The sequence below is a fragment of the Streptomyces sp. H51 genome (assembly GCF_035656535.1).
Classification (GTDB): Bacteria; Actinomycetota; Actinomycetes; order Streptomycetales; family Streptomycetaceae; genus Streptomyces.
On sequence record NZ_JAYMHD010000061.1, the window covers coordinates 122,048 to 146,222 of the forward strand.

At 70.5% G+C, this 24,175-nt stretch carries 24 protein-coding genes and 1 pseudogene; 10 read left to right on the top strand and 15 right to left on the bottom strand.

The genetic code is table 11. From position 1 onward, the window contains the following. Positions 1 to 153 precede the first annotated feature (153 nt). The 4 genes from VKA29_RS21020 to VKA29_RS21035 form a co-directional block, all read right to left on the bottom strand. Positions 154 to 870, bottom strand: a complete 717-nt coding sequence (locus tag VKA29_RS21020) for a DUF402 domain-containing protein (protein WP_324787428.1) — start codon at positions 868 to 870, stop codon at positions 154 to 156. Positions 871 to 942: 72 nt separating this feature from the next. Continuing rightward, positions 943 to 2,346: a class II fumarate hydratase gene (locus VKA29_RS21025; RefSeq protein ID WP_324787429.1), complete on the bottom strand. Its 1,404-nt coding sequence runs from the start codon at positions 2,344 to 2,346 to the stop codon at positions 943 to 945. A 98-nt stretch (positions 2,347 to 2,444) separates the two neighbouring features. Next, on the bottom strand, positions 2,445 to 3,455 hold the full coding sequence (locus VKA29_RS21030; protein ID WP_324787430.1) for an endonuclease/exonuclease/phosphatase family protein: 1,011 nt from the start codon (positions 3,453 to 3,455) through the stop codon (positions 2,445 to 2,447). A gap of 208 nt (positions 3,456 to 3,663) precedes the next feature. Beyond that, positions 3,664 to 5,364 carry a fumarate hydratase gene (locus tag VKA29_RS21035; RefSeq protein ID WP_324787431.1) on the bottom strand — a complete coding sequence of 567 codons (1,701 nt, stop codon included), beginning with the start codon at positions 5,362 to 5,364 and terminating at the stop codon, positions 3,664 to 3,666. A gap of 183 nt (positions 5,365 to 5,547) precedes the next feature. Here VKA29_RS21035 and VKA29_RS21040 point away from each other — a divergent pair, with 183 nt between their 5' ends. Together VKA29_RS21040 and VKA29_RS21045 are read left to right on the top strand one after the other, a co-directional pair. After that, on the top strand, positions 5,548 to 6,240 hold the full coding sequence (locus tag VKA29_RS21040) for a DUF1707 SHOCT-like domain-containing protein (RefSeq protein ID WP_324787432.1): 693 nt from the start codon (positions 5,548 to 5,550) through the stop codon (positions 6,238 to 6,240). A gap of 260 nt (positions 6,241 to 6,500) precedes the next feature. Continuing rightward, a complete protein-coding gene (locus VKA29_RS21045; RefSeq protein ID WP_324787433.1) occupies positions 6,501 to 6,875 on the top strand; it encodes a WhiB family transcriptional regulator in 375 nt (124 codons plus the stop codon). Positions 6,876 to 6,995: 120 nt separating this feature from the next. On the opposite strand, the gene glpX is transcribed toward VKA29_RS21045, so the two are convergent. Beyond that, a complete protein-coding gene (gene glpX, locus VKA29_RS21050) occupies positions 6,996 to 8,030 on the bottom strand; it encodes a class II fructose-bisphosphatase (RefSeq protein ID WP_324787434.1) in 1,035 nt (344 codons plus the stop codon). A gap of 125 nt (positions 8,031 to 8,155) precedes the next feature. On the opposite strand from glpX, the gene VKA29_RS21055 reads away from it, so the two are divergent. Further along, positions 8,156 to 8,677, top strand: a complete 522-nt coding sequence (locus VKA29_RS21055) for a DUF4245 domain-containing protein (protein ID WP_324787435.1) — start codon at positions 8,156 to 8,158, stop codon at positions 8,675 to 8,677. 112 nt (positions 8,678 to 8,789) lie between these two features. Here the strand turns inward: VKA29_RS21055 and VKA29_RS21060 are convergent, their stop codons facing one another. Together VKA29_RS21060 and xseA are read right to left on the bottom strand one after the other, a co-directional pair. After that, positions 8,790 to 9,023 (bottom strand): exodeoxyribonuclease VII small subunit, encoded by a 234-nt coding sequence (locus VKA29_RS21060; protein ID WP_324787436.1) that lies wholly within the window; start codon positions 9,021 to 9,023, stop codon positions 8,790 to 8,792. Positions 9,024 to 9,032: 9 nt separating this feature from the next. Further along, positions 9,033 to 10,241: an exodeoxyribonuclease VII large subunit gene (gene xseA / locus VKA29_RS21065; protein WP_324787437.1), complete on the bottom strand. Its 1,209-nt coding sequence runs from the start codon at positions 10,239 to 10,241 to the stop codon at positions 9,033 to 9,035. A 91-nt stretch (positions 10,242 to 10,332) separates the two neighbouring features. On the opposite strand from xseA, the gene VKA29_RS21070 reads away from it, so the two are divergent. Together VKA29_RS21070 and ppgK are read left to right on the top strand one after the other, a co-directional pair. After that, complete coding sequence (locus VKA29_RS21070) at positions 10,333 to 11,343, top strand: 4-hydroxy-3-methylbut-2-enyl diphosphate reductase (RefSeq protein WP_324787438.1); 1,011 nt, start codon at positions 10,333 to 10,335, stop codon at positions 11,341 to 11,343. A gap of 29 nt (positions 11,344 to 11,372) precedes the next feature. Then, on the top strand, positions 11,373 to 12,113 hold the full coding sequence (ppgK, locus tag VKA29_RS21075) for a polyphosphate--glucose phosphotransferase (protein ID WP_324787439.1): 741 nt from the start codon (positions 11,373 to 11,375) through the stop codon (positions 12,111 to 12,113). A gap of 110 nt (positions 12,114 to 12,223) precedes the next feature. Here ppgK and VKA29_RS21080 read toward each other — a convergent pair whose 3' ends face one another. Then, positions 12,224 to 12,661 (bottom strand): DUF6542 domain-containing protein, encoded by a 438-nt coding sequence (locus tag VKA29_RS21080; RefSeq protein WP_324787440.1) that lies wholly within the window; start codon positions 12,659 to 12,661, stop codon positions 12,224 to 12,226. A 337-nt stretch (positions 12,662 to 12,998) separates the two neighbouring features. Here VKA29_RS21080 and ychF point away from each other — a divergent pair, with 337 nt between their 5' ends. Next, positions 12,999 to 14,087 (top strand): redox-regulated ATPase YchF, encoded by a 1,089-nt coding sequence (gene ychF / locus VKA29_RS21085; RefSeq protein WP_324787441.1) that lies wholly within the window; start codon positions 12,999 to 13,001, stop codon positions 14,085 to 14,087. Between the two features lie 631 nt (positions 14,088 to 14,718). Here the strand turns inward: ychF and VKA29_RS21090 are convergent. The 4 genes from VKA29_RS21090 to VKA29_RS21105 all read right to left on the bottom strand — a co-directional run bounded on the left by VKA29_RS21090 (position 14,719) and on the right by VKA29_RS21105 (position 20,388). Continuing rightward, the gene (locus VKA29_RS21090) at positions 14,719 to 15,807 is read right to left on the bottom strand and encodes a hypothetical protein (RefSeq protein WP_324787442.1); all 1,089 of its coding nucleotides are present in this window, start codon (positions 15,805 to 15,807) and stop codon (positions 14,719 to 14,721) included. 239 nt (positions 15,808 to 16,046) lie between these two features. After that, a complete protein-coding gene (locus VKA29_RS21095; RefSeq protein WP_324787443.1) occupies positions 16,047 to 18,032 on the bottom strand; it encodes a hypothetical protein in 1,986 nt (661 codons plus the stop codon). Further along, entirely contained in the window at positions 18,029 to 18,820 is a 792-nt protein-coding gene (locus tag VKA29_RS21100; protein ID WP_324787444.1) for a toll/interleukin-1 receptor domain-containing protein, read from the bottom strand. The genes VKA29_RS21095 and VKA29_RS21100 overlap by 4 nt, the downstream gene beginning before the upstream one ends. A 323-nt stretch (positions 18,821 to 19,143) precedes the next feature. After that, entirely contained in the window at positions 19,144 to 20,388 is a 1,245-nt protein-coding gene (locus VKA29_RS21105; RefSeq protein ID WP_324787445.1) for a helix-turn-helix transcriptional regulator, read from the bottom strand. 249 nt (positions 20,389 to 20,637) lie between these two features. Here VKA29_RS21105 and VKA29_RS21110 point away from each other — a divergent pair. Further along, a pseudogene (locus VKA29_RS21110) lies at positions 20,638 to 20,883 on the top strand (ATP-binding protein); the annotation flags it as partial. Between the two features lie 52 nt (positions 20,884 to 20,935). Here VKA29_RS21110 and VKA29_RS21115 read toward each other — a convergent pair. Both VKA29_RS21115 and VKA29_RS21120 read right to left on the bottom strand, forming a co-directional pair. Next, a complete protein-coding gene (locus tag VKA29_RS21115; protein WP_324787446.1) occupies positions 20,936 to 21,667 on the bottom strand; it encodes a HEAT repeat domain-containing protein in 732 nt (243 codons plus the stop codon). Beyond that, positions 21,664 to 22,044, bottom strand: coding sequence for a CPCC family cysteine-rich protein (locus tag VKA29_RS21120; protein ID WP_324787447.1), 381 nt, complete (start codon positions 22,042 to 22,044; stop codon positions 21,664 to 21,666). The genes VKA29_RS21115 and VKA29_RS21120 overlap by 4 nt, the downstream gene beginning before the upstream one ends. A gap of 451 nt (positions 22,045 to 22,495) precedes the next feature. Here VKA29_RS21120 and VKA29_RS21125 point away from each other — a divergent pair, with 451 nt between their 5' ends. Both VKA29_RS21125 and VKA29_RS21130 read left to right on the top strand, forming a co-directional pair. Beyond that, the gene (locus VKA29_RS21125) at positions 22,496 to 22,747 is read left to right on the top strand and encodes a type II toxin-antitoxin system VapB family antitoxin (RefSeq protein ID WP_019889147.1); all 252 of its coding nucleotides are present in this window, start codon (positions 22,496 to 22,498) and stop codon (positions 22,745 to 22,747) included. Beyond that, entirely contained in the window at positions 22,744 to 23,160 is a 417-nt protein-coding gene (locus VKA29_RS21130; RefSeq protein WP_324787448.1) for a PIN domain nuclease, read from the top strand. Before VKA29_RS21125 ends, VKA29_RS21130 begins: the two co-directional genes overlap by 4 nt. 74 nt (positions 23,161 to 23,234) lie before the next feature. On the opposite strand, the gene VKA29_RS21135 is transcribed toward VKA29_RS21130, so the two are convergent. Beyond that, positions 23,235 to 23,588 carry an antibiotic biosynthesis monooxygenase gene (locus VKA29_RS21135; RefSeq protein WP_324787449.1) on the bottom strand — a complete coding sequence of 118 codons (354 nt, stop codon included), beginning with the start codon at positions 23,586 to 23,588 and terminating at the stop codon, positions 23,235 to 23,237. A gap of 138 nt (positions 23,589 to 23,726) precedes the next feature. Between VKA29_RS21135 and VKA29_RS21140 the strand changes: the two genes are divergently transcribed. Next, positions 23,727 to 24,161 (top strand): VOC family protein, encoded by a 435-nt coding sequence (locus tag VKA29_RS21140; protein ID WP_324787450.1) that lies wholly within the window; start codon positions 23,727 to 23,729, stop codon positions 24,159 to 24,161. The last annotated feature ends 14 nt before the right edge of the window (positions 24,162 to 24,175 follow it).

Genomic DNA, 24,175 nt, shown 5'->3' on the forward strand with positions numbered 1-24,175 from the left:
CGCGACTCGCGCCGGTGTTCCCCTCGTACCCCTCGCTCACTCCTGCCGCCCCTCGGTGACGTCGTCAAGCCCAGCGCATGCTCCGGGAGTTGCCGCTGTGCGCCCTTGCGGAGGACGATCCTACGGTTGTGAGCCGGGGGCGCAGCAAGGGTCTCACGCGGACACGTGCGCGGGCGTACGGTCCCAGTCCTCCGGCAGAGACGGTACCCCCCAGGACGGATCCGGGCGCCAGTTCTGCCAGCCGTCCGAGAACGGCGGCCCCCAGGCGCGGATCACCTCCACCGCCGACGCGCCCGCCTCCCGCACCCGCCGGGCCAGTCCGGCGTCCATCAGCCCGTCCCGCTGGGCCTGCGCGAACTCGTCCTCGTCGTGCCAGCGCCAACTGCGGTCCGGCCGCACGGAGATGTCCAGGAAGTGGTCCTCGGAGTCCACCCCGCCCGCCCAGCGGGCCAGCGGCTGCTCCAGGTTCACGTACCAGTTCTTGAACGTCCAGCCCGGCTCCCAGAACAGCCACACCGACCAGGGTTCGCCCGGCCGGGCCAGCTTCAGCACACCCGTGCCGAACCACCGGTCGCGCCGGACCGTCCGCGGCTTGGTGTACCGGGACCGCAGCGGTTCCCGGTGCGGCGGGGTGCCGTCCGCGAGCACCGGCTTCACGCACTCCGTCCCGGGCGCCATCCAGACGGCGAGGACCTCCTCGTCGTCCCGTACGACGGTGACCGGGCGCGCGATGTGGAAGCGCTCGCCGGCGTTCTCCCGGTACCGCCACAGGATCTGGCTCCCGGGCGCCCAGAACGCCGTCGTCCCGTCCGGTCCGCCGTCCGACTCCCCGTCCGCTCTCACCGCTTTCACCGCTCCACCCTCTGCCATGAACGGATTTTAGGTGCCCCAGGCATACGACGCCGCGGAACGCGGCACGGTTCACGGCGCCGCGGCGAAAGGTTACGGACGCGTCATACGCAGGACGTCCAGGGCCTCGTCGAGCTGTTCGACGGTCAGGTCCCCGCGCTCCACGTATCCGCTCTCCAGGACCACCTCACGGATCGTCCTCCGCTCCGCCAGCGACCTCTTGGCGACCTTCGCGGCCTCCTCGTAGCCGATGTACTTGTTGAGCGGGGTGACCACCGAGGGCGACGACTCGGCGTACTCGCGGGCGCGCTCGCGGTGGGCGACGATCCCGTCGACGGTGCGGTCGGCCAGCAGCCGGCTGACGTTCGCGAGCAGCCGGACCGACTCCAGCACGTTCTCGGCGATCACCGGAAGCATCACGTTCAGCTCGAAGTTGCCCGACGCCCCGGCGGTGGCGACGGTGGCGTCGTTGCCGATCACCTGCGCGGCGACCATGAGCACGGCCTCGGGGACGACCGGGTTGACCTTGCCCGGCATGATCGACGAACCCGGCTGCAGGTCCGGCAGGCTGATCTCGGCCAGTCCGGTGCGCGGCCCGGACGACATCCACCGCAGGTCGTTGGCGATCTTCGTCAGCCCCACGGCGACGGTCCGCAGCTGCCCGCTGGTCTCGACGAGCCCGTCCCGCGCGCCCTGCGCCTCGAAGTGGTCGCGGGCCTCGGTGAGCGGCAGCCCCGTGACCCGGGCGACCTCCTCGATCACCGCGGCGGAGAACCCGGGCGGGGTGTTGATGCCGGTGCCCACGGCGGTGCCACCGAGGGGCAGCTCGGCGAGCCGGGGCAGCGACGCGTGCAGCCGCTCCACGCCGTAGCGCATCTGGGCGGCGTACCCGCCGAACTCCTGCCCCAGCGTCACGGGCGTGGCGTCCATCAGGTGCGTCCGCCCCGCCTTCACGACGTCCGCGAACTCCTCCGACTTGCGCTCCAGGGCGGCGGCCAGGTGCTCCAGGGCCGGGATCAGGTCGCGGGTGACGGCGGCGGTGGCGGCGATGTGGATCGAGGACGGGAAGACGTCGTTGGACGACTGCGAGGCGTTGACGTGGTCGTTCGGATGCACGGCCCGCCCGAGACGCTCGCTCGCCAGGGTGGCGACGACCTCGTTGGCGTTCATGTTGGACGAGGTGCCGGACCCGGTCTGGAAGACGTCGACCGGGAAGTGCTCGTCCCAGTCACCGCGGGCGACCTCCTCCGCCGCTTCCTGGATCGCCCCGGCGACGTCCTCGTCGAGCACCCCGAGCCGCGCGTTCACCTCGGCGGCGGCGCCCTTGATCCGGGCGAGCGCCTCGATGTGGGCGCGCTCCAGGCGCCGGCCGGAGACGGGGAAGTTCTCCACGGCCCGCTGCGTCTGCGCCCGCCACTTGGCGTCCGCCGGGACCCGCACCTCGCCCATGGAGTCACGCTCGATCCGGTACCCGCCCCTGTCCTGCTCGTCGCCCATCGACGATCACCTCCATGTCCCACAGCACCGACGACGGACCCCCTGTTCCCCGCACGGGCGGGTCGTCACCCTGTCCGGTCGGCTCCGGGGAGGTCGCCTCAGCCCAGTGTGACCCGGGCGACGACCGGGAGATGGTCGCTGCCGGTGGGGTGCAGGGTGCGGATGCGACCGACGGTCGCCGTACGAGCCAGCACCTGGTCGATCCGGGCCACCGGGAAGACAGCGGGGAAGCTGAAGGCGAAGCCCCGGGCCGGCACGTTCATCCGTGAGGTCAGCGGGGCCAGCCCGCGGTCGTCGGCCGTGCTGTTGAGATCGCCGAGAAGTATCACCGTGCGCAGTTCCTCCGCGGCGACGGCCTCGCCCAGCAGGCGGGCGCTTTCGTCGCGCCAGGAGGAGGCGAGGCCGGTCGCGTGCAAGCGGACCGAGGGCAGGTGCGCGACGTAGACCGCGATCTCACCGTGCCGGGTGTGGGCCACTGCCCGTAGTCCGCGGCTCCAGGGTTCTGTGATCCCGGCGGGTTTGATGTCCAGCTTCTGGACATCGCTGAGCGGGAGCTTCGACCACAGTCCGACGGATCCCACCACCGCGTGGTAGGGGTAGCGAGCGGCGAGGGTTCTCTCGTAGACCGGCAGTGCCGCGGGCAGCAGTTCCTCCAGGCCGATGAGGTCGGGCCCGGCTTCGGCCAGCGAGCGGGCTGTTCCCGCGGGGTCGGTGTTCTCGTCGCTGACGTTGTGCTGCACCACGACCAGGCCGGGCCCACCGGGCTTGGTCCCGGACAGCAGCAGCCCGCCGAAGAGGTGCGTCCATGCCGCCACCGGCAGCAGCAGGGCCACCAGCGCGACACCCGAGCGGCGCAGCAGAGCCAGGCCGAACAGCACCGTGATCACCAGGCCGGACCAGGGCAGGAAGCTCTCCAGCAGACTGCCCAGATGCCCGGGGGTGTCGGGGACCAGCCGGTGGAACGCCAGCAGCACCGCTGTCAGCACGGCCGACGCGGCGAGCGCCCGCCCCCGCGCCCAGGACGCCCGGCCGCCCGCGGACCACCACCTTGCCGCCCGGGACGTCGCTGCCTCCACCGCCGCCGTCGCACCGCTGCCCCGCTCACTCATGGCTGCCCCCCGCACTTCCGTTGCCCCTGCTCTCCCCCCATGACGAGCGACCTGGTGGATCAGGTTCTGCGTTCCGCAGGCCTGGCGGCACACATCGCTGGGGCCCGGGAGATCCGCCCGGCCCGCCGTGCGACGGCTGCCGGACCCTCCCGGAGCATGCACAGACCCCCCGGCGACGCCGAGGGGTCTGTGAGGCTCTCGCGGCGGCTCAGGACAGGCCGGGGCCCCGCACCGGGATGCTGGTGAACGTCGGCTGCGGTGCCGGGTCCTGGAAGAAGTCGTTGCCCTTGTCGTCGACGACGATGAACGCCGGGAAGTCCTCGACCTCGATCTTCCAGACCGCCTCCATGCCCAGCTCCTCGTACTCGAGGACCTCGACCTTCTTGATGCAGTCCTGGGCGAGCCGGGCGGCGGGCCCGCCGATGGAGCCCAGGTAGAAGCCGCCGTGCGCGGCACACGCGTCGGTGACCTGCTTGCTCCGGTTGCCCTTGGCGAGCATCACCTTGGAACCGCCCGCCGCCTGGAACTGCTCGACGTAGGAGTCCATGCGCCCGGCGGTGGTCGGGCCGAAGGAGCCGGACGCGTAGCCCTCGGGGGTCTTCGCGGGGCCCGCGTAGTACACCGGGTGGTCCTTGAGGTACTGCGGCATCTCCTCGCCCGCGTCCAGCCGCTCCTTGATCTTGGCGTGCGCGATGTCGCGGGCCACGACCAGCGGACCGGTCAGCGACAGGCGCGTCTTGACCGGGTACTTGGTCAGCTCGGCGAGGATCGTCTCCATCGGCTGGTTCAGGTCGATCTTCACCACGTCGGAGGACCCCGCGGCGGAGCCGCTGTCGGATTCGGTGAGGTGCTCGTCCGTGGTCTCCGGCAGGAACCGCGCCGGGTCGGTCTCCAGCTGCTCCAGGAAGACGCCCTCGGCGGTGATCTTCGCGACCGCCTGGCGGTCCGCGGAGCAGGACACCGCGATCGCGACGGGGCAGGACGCGCCGTGGCGCGGCAGGCGCACCACGCGCACGTCGTGGCAGAAGTACTTGCCGCCGAACTGCGCGCCGATGCCGATCTTCTGGGTGAGCTCGAAGACCTTCTCCTCCAGCTCCTCGTCCCGGAAGCCGTGGCCGAGCGGCGAGCCCTCGGTGGGCAGGTTGTCCAGGTAGTGGGCGGAGGCGTACTTGGCCGTCTTCAGCGCGTACTCCGCGCTCGTGCCGCCGACGACGATCGCCAGGTGGTACGGCGGGCAGGCGGCAGTGCCCAGCGAACGGATCTTCTCCTCCAGGAACTTCATCATGGAGGCCTCGTTCAGGACGGCCTTGGTCTCCTGGTAGAGGAACGACTTGTTGGCCGAGCCGCCGCCCTTCGCCATGAACAGGAACTTGTAGGCGCCGCCGTCGGTGGCGTACAGCTCGATCTGGGCGGGGAGGTTGGAGCCGGTGTTCTTCTCCTCCCACATGGTCAGCGGAGCCATCTGCGAGTAGCGCAGGTTCAGCTTGGTGTAGGCGTCGTAGATGCCGTGGCTGAGGGCCTCCTCGTCACGGCCCTCGGTGAGCACGTTCTGCCCGCGCTTGCCCATGACGATCGCCGTGCCGGTGTCCTGGCACATCGGCAGCACGCCGGCGGCCGCGATGTTGGCGTTCTTCAGCAGGTCCAGGGCGACGAACTTGTCGTTGGCGCTGGCCTCCGGGTCGTCGATGATCCGGCGCAGCTGCGCGAGGTGGGCCGGGCGCAGGTAGTGCTGGATGTCGTGGACGGCCTCCTCGGCCAGCTTGCGCAGCGCCTCCGGCTCCACCTTGAGGAACGTCCGCCCGTCGGCCTCGAAGGTGGAGACACCTTCGGAGGTCACCAGCCGGTAGGGGGTGGTGTCCTCTCCCTGGGGGAGCAGATCGGTGTACGCGAACTCAGGCATCGTGCCCATTCCTCACTCGACGGACGGCGGCCCGTCAGCGCCGACGGGCGCTCACCAGCGTAGAACCTGCCGTCGGCGCGGAGCTTGTGAGGTTGGGCTCAGTCCGCGGCGGGACGCCGCGGCGGCACGGGTTTTCCACAGGCCCGGGACCAGGGGTAGTCGCGATCTATCGCGTTTCGGTACGCTGCTGCCGTGGACCTTCAGAAGCAGCCGCCGCCCGCGCCCGCCGTCTCCGAGTTGCGCGCCTCGGACGCCGACCGCGACCGTATCGCCGACATCCTGCGCGAGGCCCTCGCCGAGGGCCGCCTGACCGCCGAGGAACACGCCGAGCGGGTCGAGGAGGTCTACCGGGCCAAGACCGTCGGCCAGCTCGAACCCCTGGTGAAGGACCTGCCGGGGGCGCACCAGCGCCGCGCCGCGCCCGCCTACGCCGCGGCCCCGGGCCGTCCCCCCGCCGGCGCGATACCGGCGGACGCCGACGACAGCGTCGTCGCGGTCTTCTCCTCCGCCGCCCGCCGGGGCCGCTGGCGCGCCGGGCGCCGCATCCACGCGTACGCGGTGTTCGGCAGCGTGGAGATAGACCTCAGCGAGGCGCTCTTCGAGCACCAGCAGGTCATGATCAAGGCGATCTCGGTCTTCGGCGACGTCCAGGTCCGCGTGCCGGAGAACGTGTCGCTGCGCGGCACCGGCGGCGGCGTGCTCGGCAACTTCGAGGTGGACGCGCTCGACTCGCCCGAGCCCGAGGCGCCGGTGGTCTACATCGACGGCTGGGCCGTGCTGGGCAACGTGGAGGGGCGGCCGAAGCGGGGCAAGGTCGTCGCGGACATCCTCGACCGGGTGCAGCGCAAGGTCGACAAGGGTTTGCGCAGGCACCTGGACCGTTGACGGCCGTGGATCCGGTCGCGGTCCGGTCGTGGTCCGGTCGTGGATCCGGTCGTGGTCCGGTCGTGGATCCGGTCGTGGTCCGGCTGGGTCCGGCCGCTCGCGCGACACCGGGTGGGCGGGGTGGCGGCGCCGGCGGACGGTGGCGCGGGGGGCGGTGCTGAGGCCACCGGCCGTCGGGGACTCAGTGCATAGGCACGCGTACAGCGGGTAGGCCTTGCTGCATCGTCTCTCGCTCGCGAAGCCGTCGTCAGGAGTAGACCGTGCTGCAACCGCCGCATTCGTCCCTGCAGGTAGCTGCCGTGCCGGCCCAGCGGGTGCCTGTGCGAGACAGGGACCAAGACGCGCCCTGGCACACCGAGGCGGTGTGCCGCCGCGACGAGGCAGGCCTGTTCTTCGCCCCCTCCAAGGAGCCCACCGCCGCCCGGCTGTCCCGCGAGGAGGCGGCCAAGCGCGTCTGTGCGCGCTGCCCGGTCATGGTCGAGTGCCGCGAGCACGCACTGCTGCAGCCCGAGCCGTACGGCGTCTGGGGCGGTCTCACCGCCGCGGAGCGCCGCGTGGTCCTGGCCCGGCGCCGCCGCCGGGACATGGAGCTGAAGAAGGCTGCCAGAGCGGCCCGCATACCGGCCGCGGGATAGCCGGCACCAACGCCGAAGGGGCGCCCTCTCCGCACCAGAGGGCGCCCCTTCTCGCGCTGGGGCGCGGGCAGCCGCGAGCAGTCCCGGTGCGGGCGGCTCCTGCGGCCGGCCCGCGCGCCGCTACTTGGCCCGGTCGAAGTCGATCGCGCTGTAGGCCCGCAGCTTGCTCAGCCGGTGCTCGGAGTTGATCCGCCGCACCGTCCCGGACTTCGACCGCATCACGATCGAGTCGGTGGTGGCGGTCTCGGACCGGTACCGCACGCCGCGCAGCAGCTCGCCGTCGGTGATGCCGGTCGCGACGAAGAAGACGTTCTCACCGGAGACCAGGTCGTCGGTGGTCAGCACGCGGTTCAGGTCGTGCCCCGCGTCCATCGCCCGCTGCCGCTCCTCGTCGTCCTTGGGCCACAGCTTGCCCTGGATCGTGCCGCCCAGGCACTTCACGGCGCAGGCCGAGATGATGCCCTCGGGCGTGCCGCCGATGCCGAGCAGCATGTCGACGCCGGTGCCCTCGCGCAGCGCGTAGATCGACCCGGCGACGTCGCCGTCGGAGATCAGCTTGATGCGCGCGCCGGCCTCGCGGATCTCCTTGATGAGGCCTTGGTGGCGCGGCCGGTCCAGGATGACGACGGTCACGTCCTCGGGGCTGGAGCGCTTGGCCTTGGCGACCCGGCGGATGTTCACCGAGATGGGCGCGTCGATGTCGACGAAGTCGGCCGCCTCCGGGCCGGTGACCAGTTTGTCCATGTAGAACACGGCGGACGGGTCGAACATCGACCCGCGGTCGGCCGCGGCCAGCACGGCGATCGCGTTCGGCATGCCCTTGGCGGTCAGCGTGGTGCCGTCGATGGGGTCGACGGCGATGTCGCACTCGGGCCCGGTCCCGTCGCCGACGCGTTCCCCGTTGAACAGCATCGGGGCTTCGTCCTTCTCGCCCTCGCCGATGACGACGACGCCGTTCATCGAGACCGTGGACACGAGGGTCCGCATGGCGCGCACCGCGGCACCGTCGGCGCCGTTCTTCTCGCCGCGCCCGACCCAGCGGCCGGCGGCCATGGCGGCGGCTTCGGTCACCCGGACGAGTTCCAGGGCGAGGTTGCGGTCGGGGGCTTCGCTGGGAACTTCGAGTTCGGACGGCAGATGATGGTTTTCGGTCATCGGAGCGCACCTTTCTGATACGACGACGGCCGGATGAGGGTTACCCACGACTCTATCGTCGAGCACACAGAATGAGCAGGGGGCCCCACGGATGAGCGGGTCCGGCACCTGCGACCATAGGGGGCGTGGCAGGTTCGAACGGCAAGCAGAAGACGGTCCGGGACATGATCCTCTCCCTGGGCCTGATCGGGATCGCGGCGGCGGTCATCTACGTCTTCATCCCGCACGACGACTCGGCACCGGACATCAAGCGGGTCGACTACCGGATCGAGTTGATCACAGCCCGCCGCGCGGCGTCGTACCCGATCGCCGCGCCGGAGGGGCTGCCGGAGACCTGGAAGGCGACCTCCGTGCGCTTCCGGGGCGACCACTTCGACTCCTGGCATCTGGGCTTCCACACCCCCGACGACCAGTACGTACAGATCGAGCAGTCGACTCAGAAGCCGGCCGTCTTCATCGACGGGGCCAGCCAGGGCGCGCGGGCGACCGAAGTCACCCAGAAGATCGACGGCCGAACGTGGAAGCGCTACAGCGGTGGCCGGTACGACGCGCTGGTGCTCCCGGGCAAGAACTCGACGACCGTGGTGGCGGGCACCGGTTCCTTCGGGCAGCTCACCGAGATGGTGCGCGCGCTCGAGCTGAAGTAGCCGCACCGGACGCGCCGGCGGGTAAGCCACGCCCAGGGGCACCCAGCCGCGCCCAGGGGTGCCCAGGGGCACCGCCGGGCATCGGGGCGGCCGGAGGCCGTCGGCGGGGCGGCTACGCCCCGTCGCGCTCCCCCTCGGCCGCTTCCTCCTCCGCCAGCGCCGCGTCCAGCCGTGCCCGCGCCCCCTCCAGCCAGCGCCGGCAGACCTTCGCCAGCTCCTCGCCGCGCTCCCACAGCGCGAGGGACTCCTCCAGCGTCGTCCCGCCCGCCTCCAGCCGCCGTACGACCTCGATCAGCTCGTCCCGCGCCTGCTCGTACCCGAGCGCCTCATCCGCCTTGCTGGTCATCCGCCCACCCTATGCGTCGACTCGAACCGTGAACTCGCCCTCGGCCACCCGCGCCCGCAACGCCTCCTCGGGCGCGACCTCGTCCGGGGCGCGGACGACGTGGCCGTCCGCCCGCTGCAGCACCGCGTACCCGCGCTTGAGGGTCGCGGCGGGGGAGAGGGCCACCACACGCGCGTGCGTGTGCGTCAGCTCCGACAGGGCGCGGTCGAGCTGGTGCCCGAAACAGCGCCGGCCACGCTCCAGCAACGCGTCCACGTCGCCGGCGCGCGCGTCGATCATCCGGTGCGGGTCCTCCATCGCCGGCCGCGCGAGCGCGTGCGCCAGGCCGCGTTCCTCCCGCTCCACGAACGCCGCCATGCAGCGCCGCGCCCGGTCGCGCAGCAGCCGCACCCGCTCGTACTCCTCGCCCACGTCCGGCACGACCTTCTTCGCCGCGTCGGTCGGGGTGGACGCCCGCAGGTCGGCCACGAAGTCCAGCAGCGGGTTGTCGGGCTCGTGCCCGATGGCGGAGACCACCGGCGTACGGCAGGAGGCGACGGCGCGGACCAGCTGCTCGTCGGAGAAGGGCAGCAGGTCCTCCACGCTCCCGCCGCCGCGCGCCACGATGATCACGTCCACGTCGTCGAGCGCGTCGAGCTCCTTCACGGCCTGCACGACCTGCGGCACGGCGTGCACGCCCTGCACGGCGACGTTGCGCACCTCGAAGCGGACGGCGGGCCAGCGGTGCCGGGCGTTCTCCAGCACGTCCCGCTCGGCGGCCGACGCCCGCCCGCACACCAGCCCGATCAGCTGCGGCAGGAAGGGCAGCGGCTTCTTCCGCTCGGCCGCGAACAGCCCCTCCGCGGCCAGGGACTTCTTCAGCTGTTCCAGCCGCGCGAGCAGCTCGCCGACCCCCACCGGCCGTATCTCCGCGGCCCGCAGCGACAGCTGCCCGCGCGGGGCGTACCACTCCGGCTTGGCGTGCACGACGACCCGGGCGCCCTCGCTCACCACGTCGGCGACGGCGTCGAACACCTGCCGGTAGCAGGTCACGCCCACGGAGATGTCGTACGACGGGTCGCGCAGCGTGAGGAAGACGACGCCGGCGCCGGGCCGCCGCGACAGCTGGGTGATCTGCCCCTCGACCCACACGGCCCCGAGCCGGTCGATCCACCCCCCGATGAGCCGGGAGACCTCCCCCACGGGCAGGGGCGTTTCCGCGGACGTGTTGACAGCCATGCCGCGAGGGTAACGGCCGCCACCGACAGCGCGGCCCCCTCGGCCCGGCCTCGCCCCGGGAGTGATCTCCGGCCCCGGACGCGGCCTTACGATGGGTGCCATGACTGCTTCGTCTGGCCGACGTGTCCTGCTCGCCGCTCCCCGGGGCTACTGCGCGGGTGTCGACCGCGCCGTGATCGCCGTGGAGAAAGCCCTGGAGCAGTACGGGGCTCCGATCTACGTGCGCCACGAGATCGTGCACAACAAGTACGTCGTGCAGACCCTGGAGAAGAAGGGCGCCGTCTTCGTCGAGCGGACGGAGGAGGTCCCGCCGGGCAACATCGTCATGTTCTCCGCCCACGGCGTGGCGCCCGTCGTGCACGAGGAGGCCGAGCGCGGCAGGCTCGCCACCATCGACGCGACCTGCCCCCTGGTCACCAAGGTCCACAAGGAGGCAGTCCGCTTCGCCAACGAGGACTACGACATCCTCCTGATCGGCCACGAGGGCCACGAGGAGGTCATCGGCACCTCCGGCGAGGCCCCCGACCACATCCAGCTCGTCGACGGGCCCGGCGACGTCGCGAAGGTCGAGGTCCGCGACCCGTCCAAGGTCGTGTGGCTGTCGCAGACCACGCTGTCGGTCGACGAGACCATGGAGACCGTCGACGCGCTGCGGGAGAAGTTCCCGCAGATGATCTCCCCGCCGAGCGACGACATCTGCTACGCCACCCAGAACCGCCAGCTCGCGGTGAAGCAGATGGGCGCCGAGGCCGACCTGGTCGTCGTGGTCGGCTCCCGCAACTCCTCCAACTCCAAGCGGCTGGTGGAGGTCGCCAAGCTCGCCGGCGCCCGCGCCGCCCACCTCGTGGACTTCGCCGACGAGATCGACGAGGCCTGGCTGGAGGGTGTGTCCACGGTCGGTGTCACCTCCGGCGCCTCCGTCCCGGAGATCCTGGTCGAGCAGGTGCTGGAGTGGCTGGCGCGGCGCGGCTTCGAGGACGTCGAGATCGTCAAGACCGCCGAGGAGTCCATCATCTTCTCGCTGCCGAAGGAGCTGCGGCGCGACCTGCGCGAGGAGGCGGCGGCGATCGTCGCGGAGCGCACCGGCACCTCGGCGGAGTGACTGTCAGTCGTCCGTCGTAACGTAGAGCCATGCAGATCTTCGGCGTTGACATCGGTGGATCCGGAATCAAGGGCGCCCCTGTGGACCTCGACAGGGGCGACCTCGCGGAGGAGCGCTTCAAGGTGCTCACCCCGCAGCCGGCGACACCCGACGGGGTGGCGGACGGCGTGCGGCAGGTCGTCGACCACTTCGGCTGGACCGGTCCGGTCGGGCTGACCTTCCCCGGCGTGGTCACGGGCGGGGCGACCGTCCGCACCGCGGCGAACGTCGACAAGAGCTGGATAGACACCGACGCGCGCGCGTTGTTCACCGAGCGGCTGGGCGGGCTGCCCACCACGGTGGTCAACGACGCGGACGCGGCCGGCGTGGCGGAGATGCGCTTCGGCGCCGGCAAGGGCCGCCGGGGCACGGTCATCCTGCTGACCTTCGGCACCGGCATCGGCAGCGCGGTGTTCGTCGACGGCGTCCTCGTGCCCAACACCGAGCTGGGCCACCTGGAGCTGCACGGTCACGACGCGGAGAGGCGTGCCTCCAGCAAGGCCAAGGACGACGAGGACCTGACCTGGGAGCACTGGGCGCGCCGGGTGCAGAAGTACCTCGCGCACGTCGAGATGCTGTTCTCTCCCGAGCTGTTCGTCGTAGGCGGCGGCGTCAGCCGCAAGTCGCAGAAGTTCCTGCACTTCATCGAGGGCATCAAGGCGGAGGTCGTCCCGGCGCAGCTGCAGAACAACGCGGGCATCGTGGGCGCGGCGATGCACGCGGCCGAGTAGGGCCGTCGAACGGGACCGTCGAGGCGGCCGTCGAGCGGGCAGCCGAGCGGGGCCGTCGAGCGGGGCCGCTGAACGGGGACGCCTCCCCTCGCGGGGCCGTGGCTCACGGCTCACCCCGGCCGCGGGCGTCGGTAGGCGGCCCCCCGCCCGGCCGCACGCAGCCTGCGTACGGCGACGATCGCGCTGGCGACGAGGGTCCCCCCGTACAGCCAGCCCGCCTGCGTGGCGAGGGCGGTCACCAGGCCCATCAGCCAGGCGGCCGGCCCGCCTTTGCCGTCGGCCACCACGGCGAGCCCGACGGTGAAGGCGATCGGTACGACGATGGGCGCGGTCACCAGATCGCCCCGCCTGATCCACGCCGCGGTCAGCGCGCACACCGGCAGGAACAGCACGCCGTAGGCCGTCAGCGACGACCCGAACAGCACCGCGTCCACGCAGCCCAGCGCGAACATCGCCGCACAGCTGAACAGCCCGCCGCCCAGCCCGGTCAGCCGCGGGTTCGGCAGCCGCCGCGCCGCATCGGCCGGCGGCGGCGCGGACTGCCGCACCGGCGCCCGCCGAGGCGGGGGCCGGTGGGCCGGGCGGCGCTGTCCGGGCCGCGCACCACCGCCCCCGCCGCGTGCCGCCTGTGAGGGCAGCGGCGGGGTGCCGCGTCGCGGTCCGTTGTGCGGGGGTCGCGTCCTGTGATGCTCCACTGGACCAACTTAGGTCGGTTTATGTGTCGAATAGCCCCTCAGACACGCCGACGGACGCAGCTCGGCCAGGCACCGGCGCGGAACCGGGGCCGCCCCCGGCACGCCGTAGACTGGGGGATCGGCCCGCCCGCGCACCGAAGAAGGACCGGGCCCGCAGCCCAGCCCCCTCTCACGTACGGGAAGTCGCAACGTGTCGCTCACGATCGGAATCGTCGGTCTGCCGAATGTCGGTAAGTCGACCCTGTTCAACGCCCTGACCAAGAACGACGTGCTCGCGGCCAACTACCCGTTCGCCACGATCGAGCCCAACGTGGGCGTGGTCGGCGTGCCCGACGCGCGGCTGGCCAAGTTGGCCGAAATCTTCGGCTCGCAGCGCATCCTCCCGGCGACGGTCGACTTCGTGGACATCGCGGGCATCGTGCGCGGCGCCTCGGAGGGCGAGGGCCTCGGCAACAAGTTCCTCGCGAACATCCGCGAGTCGGACGCGATCTGCCAGGTCATCCGCGCCTTCAAGGACGAGAACGTCGTCCACGTCGACGGCAAGGTCTCGCCCAAGGACGACATCGAGACGATCAACACCGAGCTGATCCTCGCCGACCTGCAGACGATCGAGAAGGTCCTGCCGCGTCTGCAGAAGGAGTCGCGGATCAAGAAGGACGTCGCCGCGAAGGTCAAGGCCGTCGAGGAGGCCAAGGAGATCCTGGAGCGGGGCGACACCCTCTTCGCGCACGGCATCGTCCAGGGCACCGAGCGCAACGAGCTCCTGCACGACCTGCACCTGCTGACGACCAAGCCGTTCCTGTACGTCTTCAACGTCGACGAGGACGAGCTGATCGACGAGGACTTCAAGAACGAGCAGCGCACCCTGGTCGCCCCCGCCGAGGCGATCTTCCTCAACGCCAAGCTGGAGGCCGACCTCGCCGAGCTGGACGAGGACGAGGCCCTGGAGCTCCTGCAGTCCGTCGGCCAGGACGAGCCCGGCCTCGCCACCCTCGCCCGCGTCGGCTTCGACACCCTCGGCCTGCAGACCTACCTGACGGCCGGCCCGAAGGAAACCCGCGCCTGGACCATCAAGAAGGGCGCCACCGCCCCCGAGGCCGCCGGCGTCATCCACACCGACTTCCAGAAGGGCTTCATCAAGGCGGAGGTCATCTCCTTCGCCGACCTGGTGGAAACCGGCTCGGTCGCCGAGGCCCGCGCCAAGGGCAAGGCGCGCATGGAGGGCAAGGACTACGTGATGCAGGACGGCGACGTGGTGGAGTTCAGGTTCAACGTGTAATACGTTCGGCGAAAGGCCGCCTGACCTGCGGCGGAGCGGGGTGGGCGGCCTTTGCGGTCCGCACAGAGTCCGCAGCGTGCTGACTTCGGTCAGCGCGCGGGGGAGTGGCTACGCCCCTTCGTCGGCCTAGCTAGGCCCGGCAGGAGTCCGGTCGTTGACTTCGGGGGTCTCTGCGGAGTTGTCCACTCGCATAGACATACCGGATCTGCCCCTCAACTGTCAGGCGATTCCCGGCACCGCCCAGAGCACCTATCGCATGGGCAGGGGTGGGAGTCGCTCACCTGCGCAGCTCCTTGCAGGTCCCGCCCGGTGTGCCATGTATTTCGCTGCCTCGGCACCCCGGCCAGTCCGCAGGACACCCGTAAACGGCCGTCGGGAGCCAACACATGCCAACGAGGCATCCCAGGTCAGGGCCCTGCGCGAGGCTCCGCCGCAGGTCAGGTTCGGCTCGCAGATATTCCGCTTCAGCGTGTAGCGGGTGCTCCGATGACCTGGTAAACATACGGGCCATGAGGGGCCCGACCTTTCCAGGTCGGGCCCCTGGTCGGTTCCTGCGCTCGCCTACAGTTAATCCAGGAACAGAGAAAGGGCTCCCCTGCCGCGGTGTGCGGTGAAGGGAAGCCACGGAGAGTCAACCGTCTACCGGATCAGCCCCCGTACTCGCCGTCCTCGTCCCCTGCACGAGGTGCGGCGGGCCGGTGCTGGCTGTGCGAGGTGTCGCGGAAGTGCGGAGGTGTCGTGTCGTTCTCATTCGCCTCCCGCCGACCTTGGTTCCGTTCGCCCGAGTCGGCATCCGGGTCCGCGGCCGCGTTAGTGAACGGTGAACTCCCGGGGTCCGGGAAGGGTAGCGACCAGGGTCCCGTGTGGTCCCCTTCACTCGAAGGCCCGTCTCCCGGCCCTCGTCGTCGTCCTCGTCGGGCGCCGGGAGAAAGGTCCGCCTGATCTCCTCGGCGGCCTCGCCCAGCCCTTCCTCTTCCAGGCTCCGCACCACACGGTGCACAAGCACCGTGTGACCGTCCATGTCCGGCTTCAGGCCCGCCGCCGCCAGCAACAGGCGCAGCCGATCCGAGACGCCTACTTCCTCCTCAGGGTCGAACACCTCTCCTTCATGGCCGTGTCCGTCCCACACTTGGCCCCCGACGGTCGCCTCGCTCCGCGCGCCCACGTGCGATACGAGCAGGTGACGGAAGAGCTCGGGCACCTCCTCGTCATTGGCCGCCGCCGCGATCTGAGCGAGCGGTCCGATCATGCCGACTGCCTTCTCGATCTCATTCTCGTGGCGGGCGAGCCACCACACCACCGCGCTGCCCGCGCTCTTGAGCACGTCATCACCGAGGTAGCGCCGCTTGTTGCGCTCGTGCTGACGCTCGTACTCCCAGACCTCCTCGTCCTTGCGAAGGGCGCTCAGCTTCCGCAGGCGCTCGCGGTCGGCGGGGGCGAGGGTCAGCGTCACCTCGGCCGCGAGAGCCTTCACCCGTCCGCTCCGGTCGGGGAGCGGGGCGCTCAGCTCTCCCTCCAGGAGGTACCGCGCGAAGCTCGCCCGGCCGGGCTTCTCGTGGCGGACGACCTCCAGGGCCCGGCTGACGACAGAGGACACGGCGAGGGCCGGTGAGGCGCCGTCGGACCGGCCGGCGTGGTCGGGGACTGGTCTCCACCACACGGTGGCGGAGAAGAGGAAGTCGTAGCCGTCTGCCCCGCTCGGCAGTGCCGCGTCGATCACCCGCGTCTCCTGGTACGGCTGCTCCGTCGGCGCCGCGGGCGGCACGGGTTCCCCGGGCTCGTACGGGCCGGCCGACGCGTGGCCACCGCTGAGGACCGTCATCACGAGCAGCAGGGATCCCGAGGCCGTGACCATGGACATGAAGCCCCACAGCCATGGCGACCAGTGCAGGAGGTTTCCGAGCACAGCCGGTGTGAGGCCGCAGAGAGCGACGAACAGCAGGCTGGGAAAGCGGTGTCTCATCGTGCCTCTTCCGTGGTCCGTGGTCCGGCGCCCGCACGCTCCGTGTTCTCCGTGCGGGCGTATTGCGCGTGGTCGATGTGCTGCCAGAAGAGGGCGGCGACGCCCGCCCGGGACGGATGACGCGCGGACCCCACCCAACTGCAGGCAATGACGTAGAGGCGCTGGAGAGCGGCCGTGCGGCCGTGCGTTGCCCCGACCATCACGCCCAGCGCCATTTCCCGTGCACTGTCGCTCGCTGCGGCGCTCAGCCAGCTGCTCACCAACAGGTTCCAAAGGTTCGTCGGCGGCTGGGAGAACACGGTCTCCCAGCCCAGAAACAGGTCCGGCCACGGTGGCGGGTCCGGTGCCCGGTCGCTCCTCAGCAGCTCCGTGAGCAGGCGCAGATGAGGCTCCGCCTTGCGCGGCTCCCGATGCGTCCGGTCCCGCAGACGGTCGATCAGCAGTCGGTAGAGCCGGCGGTCGCGGCCCACGAGGCCGAGAAGTGCCTCCCGGGCCTCGTGTGCCGCCTCCCCCTTCCGTACGGCGAGGTAGTGAAGCCGTACCATCGCCTGGTCCGAGTGCGTCGCGCCGAGGCTCTGCAGGCAGGCGACGGTCAGGACGCGGGCGAGACCGTCCGGCAAGGAGCCGGAACTCACGCACCTGTAGATCCGCTTGCGGAACCATCCTCCCAACCTCTCGTGGCTGAGGCCGAGTTCGAGGGCCGCCACGGCTCGCGGATCGCAGGACGCCCCGGTCGCGCTGTCCGCCCAGCGGACCGCAAGGTCGAAGAGGTGGTCGGGTCGCCCGACGGCCAGAGACCGCTCACCGAAGCGGACAACGACGTTCACCCGGTCGTCGGTGGTCAGACCGCGCAGCCCGGCGGCGTGGCCTATCCAGTCCCTGAGATCGTTGCGTACTCCGGGGAAGTTCGCCCAGAAATACGTCCGTACCGCGTCGGCGTAGGCCAGCCGTTCGAAGCGGAGCCGTCCGTCCGGGTCCCGCTCGATTCCGAGCCCCGCCAACCGCTCCCCGAAATCCGTCCGCGCGAGCTCGGTCGTCGCCTCCTCCTCGTGCCTCACCGTCCTCATCAGGTCATGCCACGCCTCGTAGACGATGTCGGCGCCGGCCTCCTCGAACATTGCCGTCGCGAGCAGCAGGGCCCGCTCGGGCGCAGTACGGACCGAGGCCACCTGTCGGCCCACCTCACCGGCGCGGTCGGTCACCGCGTGCATCGCCTGGTCGAGCCATCCCGCGAAGTCGGCGCCGAACCGGTCGCTGTCGCGAGCTGCCCTCACCAGCCCCGCGAACCGCGCCAGTTCCCGCATGGGAGAGCGGTCGCACAGGCGCTGAAGTCCGGCGCTCTCCAGGTCTGCGGGGCGGAAGGCCATCCGGTCCATGCGGAGGTACCGAGTGACGACGGCGACACCCCGGGGGCGCCCCAGCGTCACCGTGTGCGGTTCCAGGCCCGGCGCATGGGCGTGCTCCATGCCCGACGGCAGGACGACGACCATGTGGGCCCCCGCATCCTGAACCTGTGACCGGCGCACGGCCAGGTGGTGCTGGGCCTTGGTGTACGCCTCCTCGTCGACGATCCCGGACAGGTCGAGGAGGAAACGGTCTCCTTCACCGGGAGCGAGGGGGTTCTCGTCCTTGCCCGTGACGGGAAACTCCTCGAACCGGACTCCCTCCTCGTCGGCGCCCCCGTCCTCACCGACCCCATGCAGCAGCATGATCGCCGCGGCGCGGCGGCCGCTGCCGGGCGGAGCCTCCAGCAGCACCACCGATCCGGGCTTCTCCAGGCGGTCGGCGGCGACGCGGTAGCTCCGCGGCGGAACGAACCGGTCAGCCAGGCGCATCCGGTCCTCGCGGGCGATCCGGAGGGACTCAACCCCTCTTCGGATCATCCAGTCCCCGCCGACGCCGTAAAAGACGTACTGGTGCCCCTCGCCGTTGTTCACCGGGGCGCGCGGATCGTTGACGGTGACGCGGTCCTGTCCGGTCATCGTCCGTCGTCCGAGCGTCGGCTCTTACGCTCGAAGCGCTGGTGGACCGTACTGCTGTTGTCGCCCGCCGTGAACTGGACTCCGGTGTTGTCGCCTTGGAAGTGAGGGGCGTTGTACTGGTGGCCTCGACCAGTATTCACGGGACCCTGCGGCTCGTTGACGAAGGTGCCCAGGTCCCCGTTGAGGTTTCCGATGCCGCCGCGCACGCGCTGCTCGACGTCGCGCGTCCGCGACTTGGTATGTCCAGCGGCCCGGTCCGACTTCTTGCGGGAATTCGCCCCCGCCCGCTCCCGCGCCGCACGGGCGTCGCGGTCCGCCTCGCCCAGCTCCGGCAGCAGCCGGGCGAGGGTGTCGCCGAGCGACGTCAGGTCCGACTCGGCGTTGCGGTGGTCGAACCGTCTGTACTGGCAGTCTGCCAGTTCCCGCAGGTCTTCCGGGAGGACGGAGGGGTCGATCCGCGTGGCCTTTCCGACGAGCACGGGGATCACCAGGATCCCGCGGTCGAGCGCGGTCTGGATCTCACGACGGGTCCAGTCCTGTTCGGCTTCGAGGGCGGGGCGGCCGTCGGCCCCCTGCACCTCCGCCCAACGCGGGCCGATCACGGCGAGAAGTGCCTGGCACTCCTCCATAGCCCTGATCAGTTCCACCGGGAAACGGCGCCCGGCCTCGATCGAGTTGCTGGCGAAGAAGATCCGCTCGTCGCAGAACCGGCGGGAGAGCTCTCGAGCAATCATGGTCGCGGCGTTTTCCACGTCACCTGTGCGGTAGTTGACGAAGACGTCGGGCATGAAGGCTCCCTTCGTGAGAGGAGGACGGAGGCACATGGGTATGGGCGCGAGGGCTGTAGACAGGGCTCCGGGGCTCTGGTCCACCCGGGGCATGAGGCCCCCCGACCGCGTGACAGCACGGCGCGTCCACGGAAGGGCGTACGGATGGAGGTGCGCCGCCCGGCGCTTCCCTGGTCGGGGGTAGCCCGAGGAAGGCGGGGCACGGCGTGACACGTCGGGCGGGGATCAGAGGGTCCCGTCGGGATCGTGGGATCCGGAGGGCCGACCGGACAGTCCGGCGAGCCGGACGGCTCGACGAGCCGGCGTCGGTCGTGGAAGCGGTATCAGTCGTGCGCGGGGGCGAGTACCCGTGCCAGCGCCGGTTGCAGATCGTGTACGGCCCGGTTGCTCCGGAACCGGGAGAGTTCCCGCGCGAGACGCCGGACGTCGCTGTTCACCGTCGCCGAGGGCACAGTCGGCATCATCCTCAGGAACTCCCCGGCGATCGCGCACGCGTGCTCGGCCTCTCCGGAGGCGGCGTGGGCCAAAGCCCTGCGGAAGCCGTACCGGGCGCGGGTGCGCAGCGCGTGCGCTGGGAGGCGACGGCACTCCCGGTCGAGGATCTCGGCGGCGGCCTTGGGGCGACCGAGGTCGTACAGGCACCAGCCGGTCGTCATCGCCGCCGGATCGCTCACGTGGGTGGTGCCGATCAGAGGCTCGGCGCCGCTGCGGGCGTCGTCGCTATCGAGCAGTTCCCGCGCCCTGTCGAGACTGCGGAGGCAGTCGTGTTCGTCGCCGATGAGTGCGTGTCCCTGCGCCTCCCGCTGGGCGGCGAGTCCCCGGATGCGCGGCGGGAGTTCGCTGCTCTGAGCCCGCCGGGCCAGGGCGATGGTGCCTCCGGCGTCCCCGTCGTAGAGCGTGACAAGGGCGCGTCGCACGAGCGCGTACGAACCGAGGTAGGGATCGCCCCCGGCGTGCGCCAGTTCGGCGGCCTCACCGGTCCAGCCGAGAGCCGCGCCGCCGTCCCCGGCCTCCTGGGCCATCCAGCCGGTGAATTCCGCGAACCGCGACGCGAGCAGGAACCCGGGGGCACGAGTGGCGGACGGGGCGCCGGCGGCCAGCCCGGCGACCGTGCGCGTCTGTGTCTCCAGCAGGGGAAGCAGGGCCTTCGGCGCGGTGGACTGGCCGAGCTTTCGTAGTTGGTCGAACTGCGCGCGGAAGGAGGGGAGGAGGGGGGCGGCGGCAGCGGGTGCCTGACTGCCGAGTTTCAGGCCGAGGTCGATCAGCGCCCCCGTACCCGCCGAGAGGACCGCCCGGCGCCCGACGAGCCAGAGGTTCGTGGCGGCGGGGGTTTCGGTGGTGTCCGAGTCGCTCTCGGGGCGGACGGCCAAGCATTGCAGCTCGCCGTTCGCGCCGAGGAAGGCGTCGCACCGACGGGCCAGTTCGGGGGATGCGGAACGTTCCCCGCGCTCGACCTTGCTGAGGTGCCCCTTGTCGTAGTTGAGTGCCGTGGAGAACTCGGTCAGAGTCAGCCCCGCTTCCTGCCGTAAACGGCGAAGTTCTGGGCCGAAACGTAAAGGTGTGCTCATCGTTAGCCTCCCTCTTGAATAGTGATTGTGAGAGTTGTGCGCTCCTGCAGGGAACTTTCGTTCGACATCTACTGGCCGATGCGAAGGCCGACGACGAACACCTGTTGTGACCGCGGCATTTCGCTTCGCATCCGAGGACGAGTCTGACATGAGGCGCGCCTCAAGAATCGGGCTTCGGTGGGGTTGCCCGTTGCCTCTTCTGCCGAGCTGCAGAAGGTGGCGGCGGGGGAGCGGCCCGGTCGGTGCGTGATGTTGAGCAGGCGGTGTCGGGTGGGCAAGTCACGGCTGGTCGAACAGTTTGCGAAGCGGTCCGGAGCACCGTTCTTGTTCTATGCGGTAACCTGCGCCTCCCCTGGAGGTGACCTTGGCAGTTCGTCTCGGGACGCCCAGGCGTCGAAGCTGCTGATGGCGCGGCTCGTGGCCGCCGCGCGGCCGGAGAGCTGGGATGCCGCGTTCGATAGCGCGGGTGATCCGAGTCCTTCCTCGTCACGTAGTGCTCGATCACGTAGCCGTAGCCGATCTCCTCGGGGTGCTGGAACGGCATCGGTCACCTCTCAGGGTGCAGGTCGGTGCGGTCGATCCAGGTGGGGGCGACGAAGATGTTGTCGCCGACGGGGGCTTCGGAGGCTTCCAGCAGGGACCACGTGCGGGACTCTTCAACCAGGTGCTCCCAGGGCGCGGTCCAGTCGATGTCCCAGTCCAGGCCAGTGTCGGAGACGCCGTACGTGCGGCCGGCGTCCACGCGCCAGAATTGGGAGTAGAGGATCACCTGGGCGTGGTCGGCTAGGTCGTTGATGATCTCGGTGAAGCGAGCCGAGGGCCAGCCAGGAGCGTTGTTTGCAGCGGTGGCTCGTAGGTGGGCAGTAAGCGGTGGGACGACGGGGGTGCGGGCGCCGAGTTCGGTCAGGGTCCAGCGGATGCCTTCCGGCTCGCTCCAGTCCGGTGGCGTCGCCCGTTCCAGGCAGGCGCGGTAGGCACGACGCACGGGCTCGACCGCGCCATCGATCTTCAGGCTCGCCAGGGCCATCGCCGCCCATGCCCGGACGGTGGAGTGGTCGCTGCACAGGAGGGTGATCAGGGTGCGGCCGCAGCGTGGGTCCGCCACCTCTTCGAAGACCTCGATGGCGGTCAGCTGACCGAACCCGCCAAGGGAGGGCAGTCCGTCGATGATGGCGGGGATGGCGTTGGAGCCGATGCCGATCAGTTCTGCGCGGGCGTCGTACGACGGGCCGGTCGAGTCGTCGAGTTGCTGTATGAGACTCTCGATGTGAGTGGTCATGGGCGGTCCCGGCGCCAGAAAGTAGGCAGCCACCAGCAGAGCACCGAGCGGTCGGCGGGCCACGGGGCGCGGTCCTCAGCCGCCCAGTCCTCGAAGGAGTCCCGTGTCAGATCGATGGGGCGCCAGGCGGGGTCGAGCGGCTCGTCCTCGGCCGGCGCGCGGACGAACCGCTGGCCGTGCTCGTCGCAGGCGCCGAAGTTCTGGTAGTTCCGCTGGGCCTCGATCAGGGAGACCTTGTTCGCGCCGCCTCCCATGGTCGGCCAGCGGAACTGGACCCCGTCGTCCTCCCAGAAGCAGACGGGGCAGATCTCGTACGAGCCGGGTATCGCGTCCAGCACGCGGTGCCCGCAGCAGGGGCAGGGGTAGGAGTCGCTCACCTGCGCAGTCTTGTTGCAGGTCCCGTTGGTGTGCCATGAATTTCTCTGCCTCGGGATCCCCGGCCAGTCCGCAGTCAGTCCGCAGGACACCTGTAATTGGCCGTCGCGAGCCAACGCATGCCAACCAGGAAAACGCAGGTCAGAGCTCTGGAGGGGGCTCCGTCGCAGGTCAGGATCAGACCGCAGACATGCCGCTTCAACATGTAGCGGCTGACCTGTCGGCATGTCGCGGCTGCTGAATGTGCAGCTCAGAGGGTCCGACTCCTCGGAGTCGGATCCTTGGTCTTCCCGTGCCGGCATTGAACCCGGCGTACGGCTCAGTAACGGATGTACCCTTCGCCGCCTCCCGTTTCCGTGCGCCCGCGGCATCGTCACCCCGACATCGTGATGTCATTTCTGGGTTTAAATTGATATCGTTGCTGTGTCGTTGGGTTGTGTGGAGGGATGGCTGATGGCCAGGACTGTGATCGATCTGGACGAGGAGATCGTCGAGCAGGCGATGCGGGTGTACGGGGTGAAGACGAAGGCCGCCGCGGTGCGGGCGGCCATGGAGGAGGGGGTGAGGCTGCGGCTGCGCCGGGAACTGTTCGATGCCATTGACGATGGTGAGTTCGAGGACGTGTTCGCGGAGATCCGGTCGCAGACGGGGCCGCGGAATCCGGACGGCTCGCTGAAGCGCGAAGGAGGGGCCTCGGCGGCGTGAAGGGACGCTACCTCATCGACAAGTCCGCGCTGGCTCGCCGGGCCAAGCCGGAGGTGCGAGCGCGGCTGGATGCGCTGGACCGCGACGGACTCCTAGCGGTCTGCGCACCGACCGAGTACGAGGTTCTGTACTCGGCACGGGGAAAGCCCGAGGCGCTGCGCCTGCGTACTCTGCTCCGCGGTTTCGACTATCTGCCCTGCAACGATGAGGAGTTCGAGCGGGCACTCGCGATCCAGACGCTGGCGCTGAACGCCGGCTTTCATCGGGCGCTGTCGCTGGCAGACGTCCTCATCGCGGCGACCGCCGAACGACACCGGGCCACGGTCCTGCACTACGACGGCGACTTCGACATGATCGCCTCGGTGAGCGGGCTGCGAGCCGAGTGGGTCGTGGAGCCCGGCACCGCCGACTGAGCCGGGAGCGCCGCATGCCGTGCCGGACGGGAGGCGACTTCGATCGGTCGTCGCGCTGTCGGACTCGGCGGGGCCTACGCTCGCGTGAAGCCGTGGCTGCGCTCCACCTTCGCCACGTGCAGCGTGTAGCTCTGGTACCAGTCGGCTCGCCCGCGCTGTTGCGCCGCGAGATGCTCGGCGTTGGTCCGCCACTCCGTGAGGGCGTCGGCGTCGCGGAAGTACCCGACGGTGATGCCCAGCCCGCCGGGAGTCTGCGCGTGGTCCATCCCCAGGTACCCGGGGACGTCCTTCACCAGGTCTTCCATGCGGGCGTTGGTCTCGCGGTAGCCGCTCTGGTCCTGGCTTCGCACCGTGGTGAAGACGGCCACGTAGTAGGGGGGCTCGAAAGCCTCGACGGGCGCGACAGGCGCTTCCGGGTGATCGCTCATGGCGCCACCGTAAGGCGGGGCGCGCCCGATGATCCAGCGTCTTTCCCCGACCGGGACACATGAGAGATCGGTGCGGGCGGGCGGATCCGCCGGTGGAAAAGGGCGGCGGGGTCCCCCGGCGCGCGGTACCGTGCGCCGATGGCAGCGATCAAGAAGTTCCAAGTCACCTTCGACTGCGCGGACCCGGAGCGCCTCGCTCGCTTCTGGTGCGAGGTGCTGGGGTACGTCGTACCGCCGCCACCGGAGGGGTTCGCCACCTGGGACGACTTCAACCGCACCCTGCCGGCCGAGGAGCGGGGATCATGGTTCGCCTGCAGTGATCCCTCGGGCGTGGGCCCGCGCCTGTACTTCCAGCGCGTCCCCGAAGGCAAGATCGTCAAGAACCGGGTGCATCTCGACGTCCGGGTCGGCACCGGGCTCGTGGGGGACGAGCGCCTCGCCGCACTCGAAGCCGAGTGCGCACGACTGGTCGCGCTCGGCGCCACCCACGTGCGGACGCTGTACGCCGACGGGGAGAACGAGTCGTGCATCCCGATGCTGGACATCGAGGGCAACGAGTTCTGTATCGACTGAGCACTGTGCCGGGC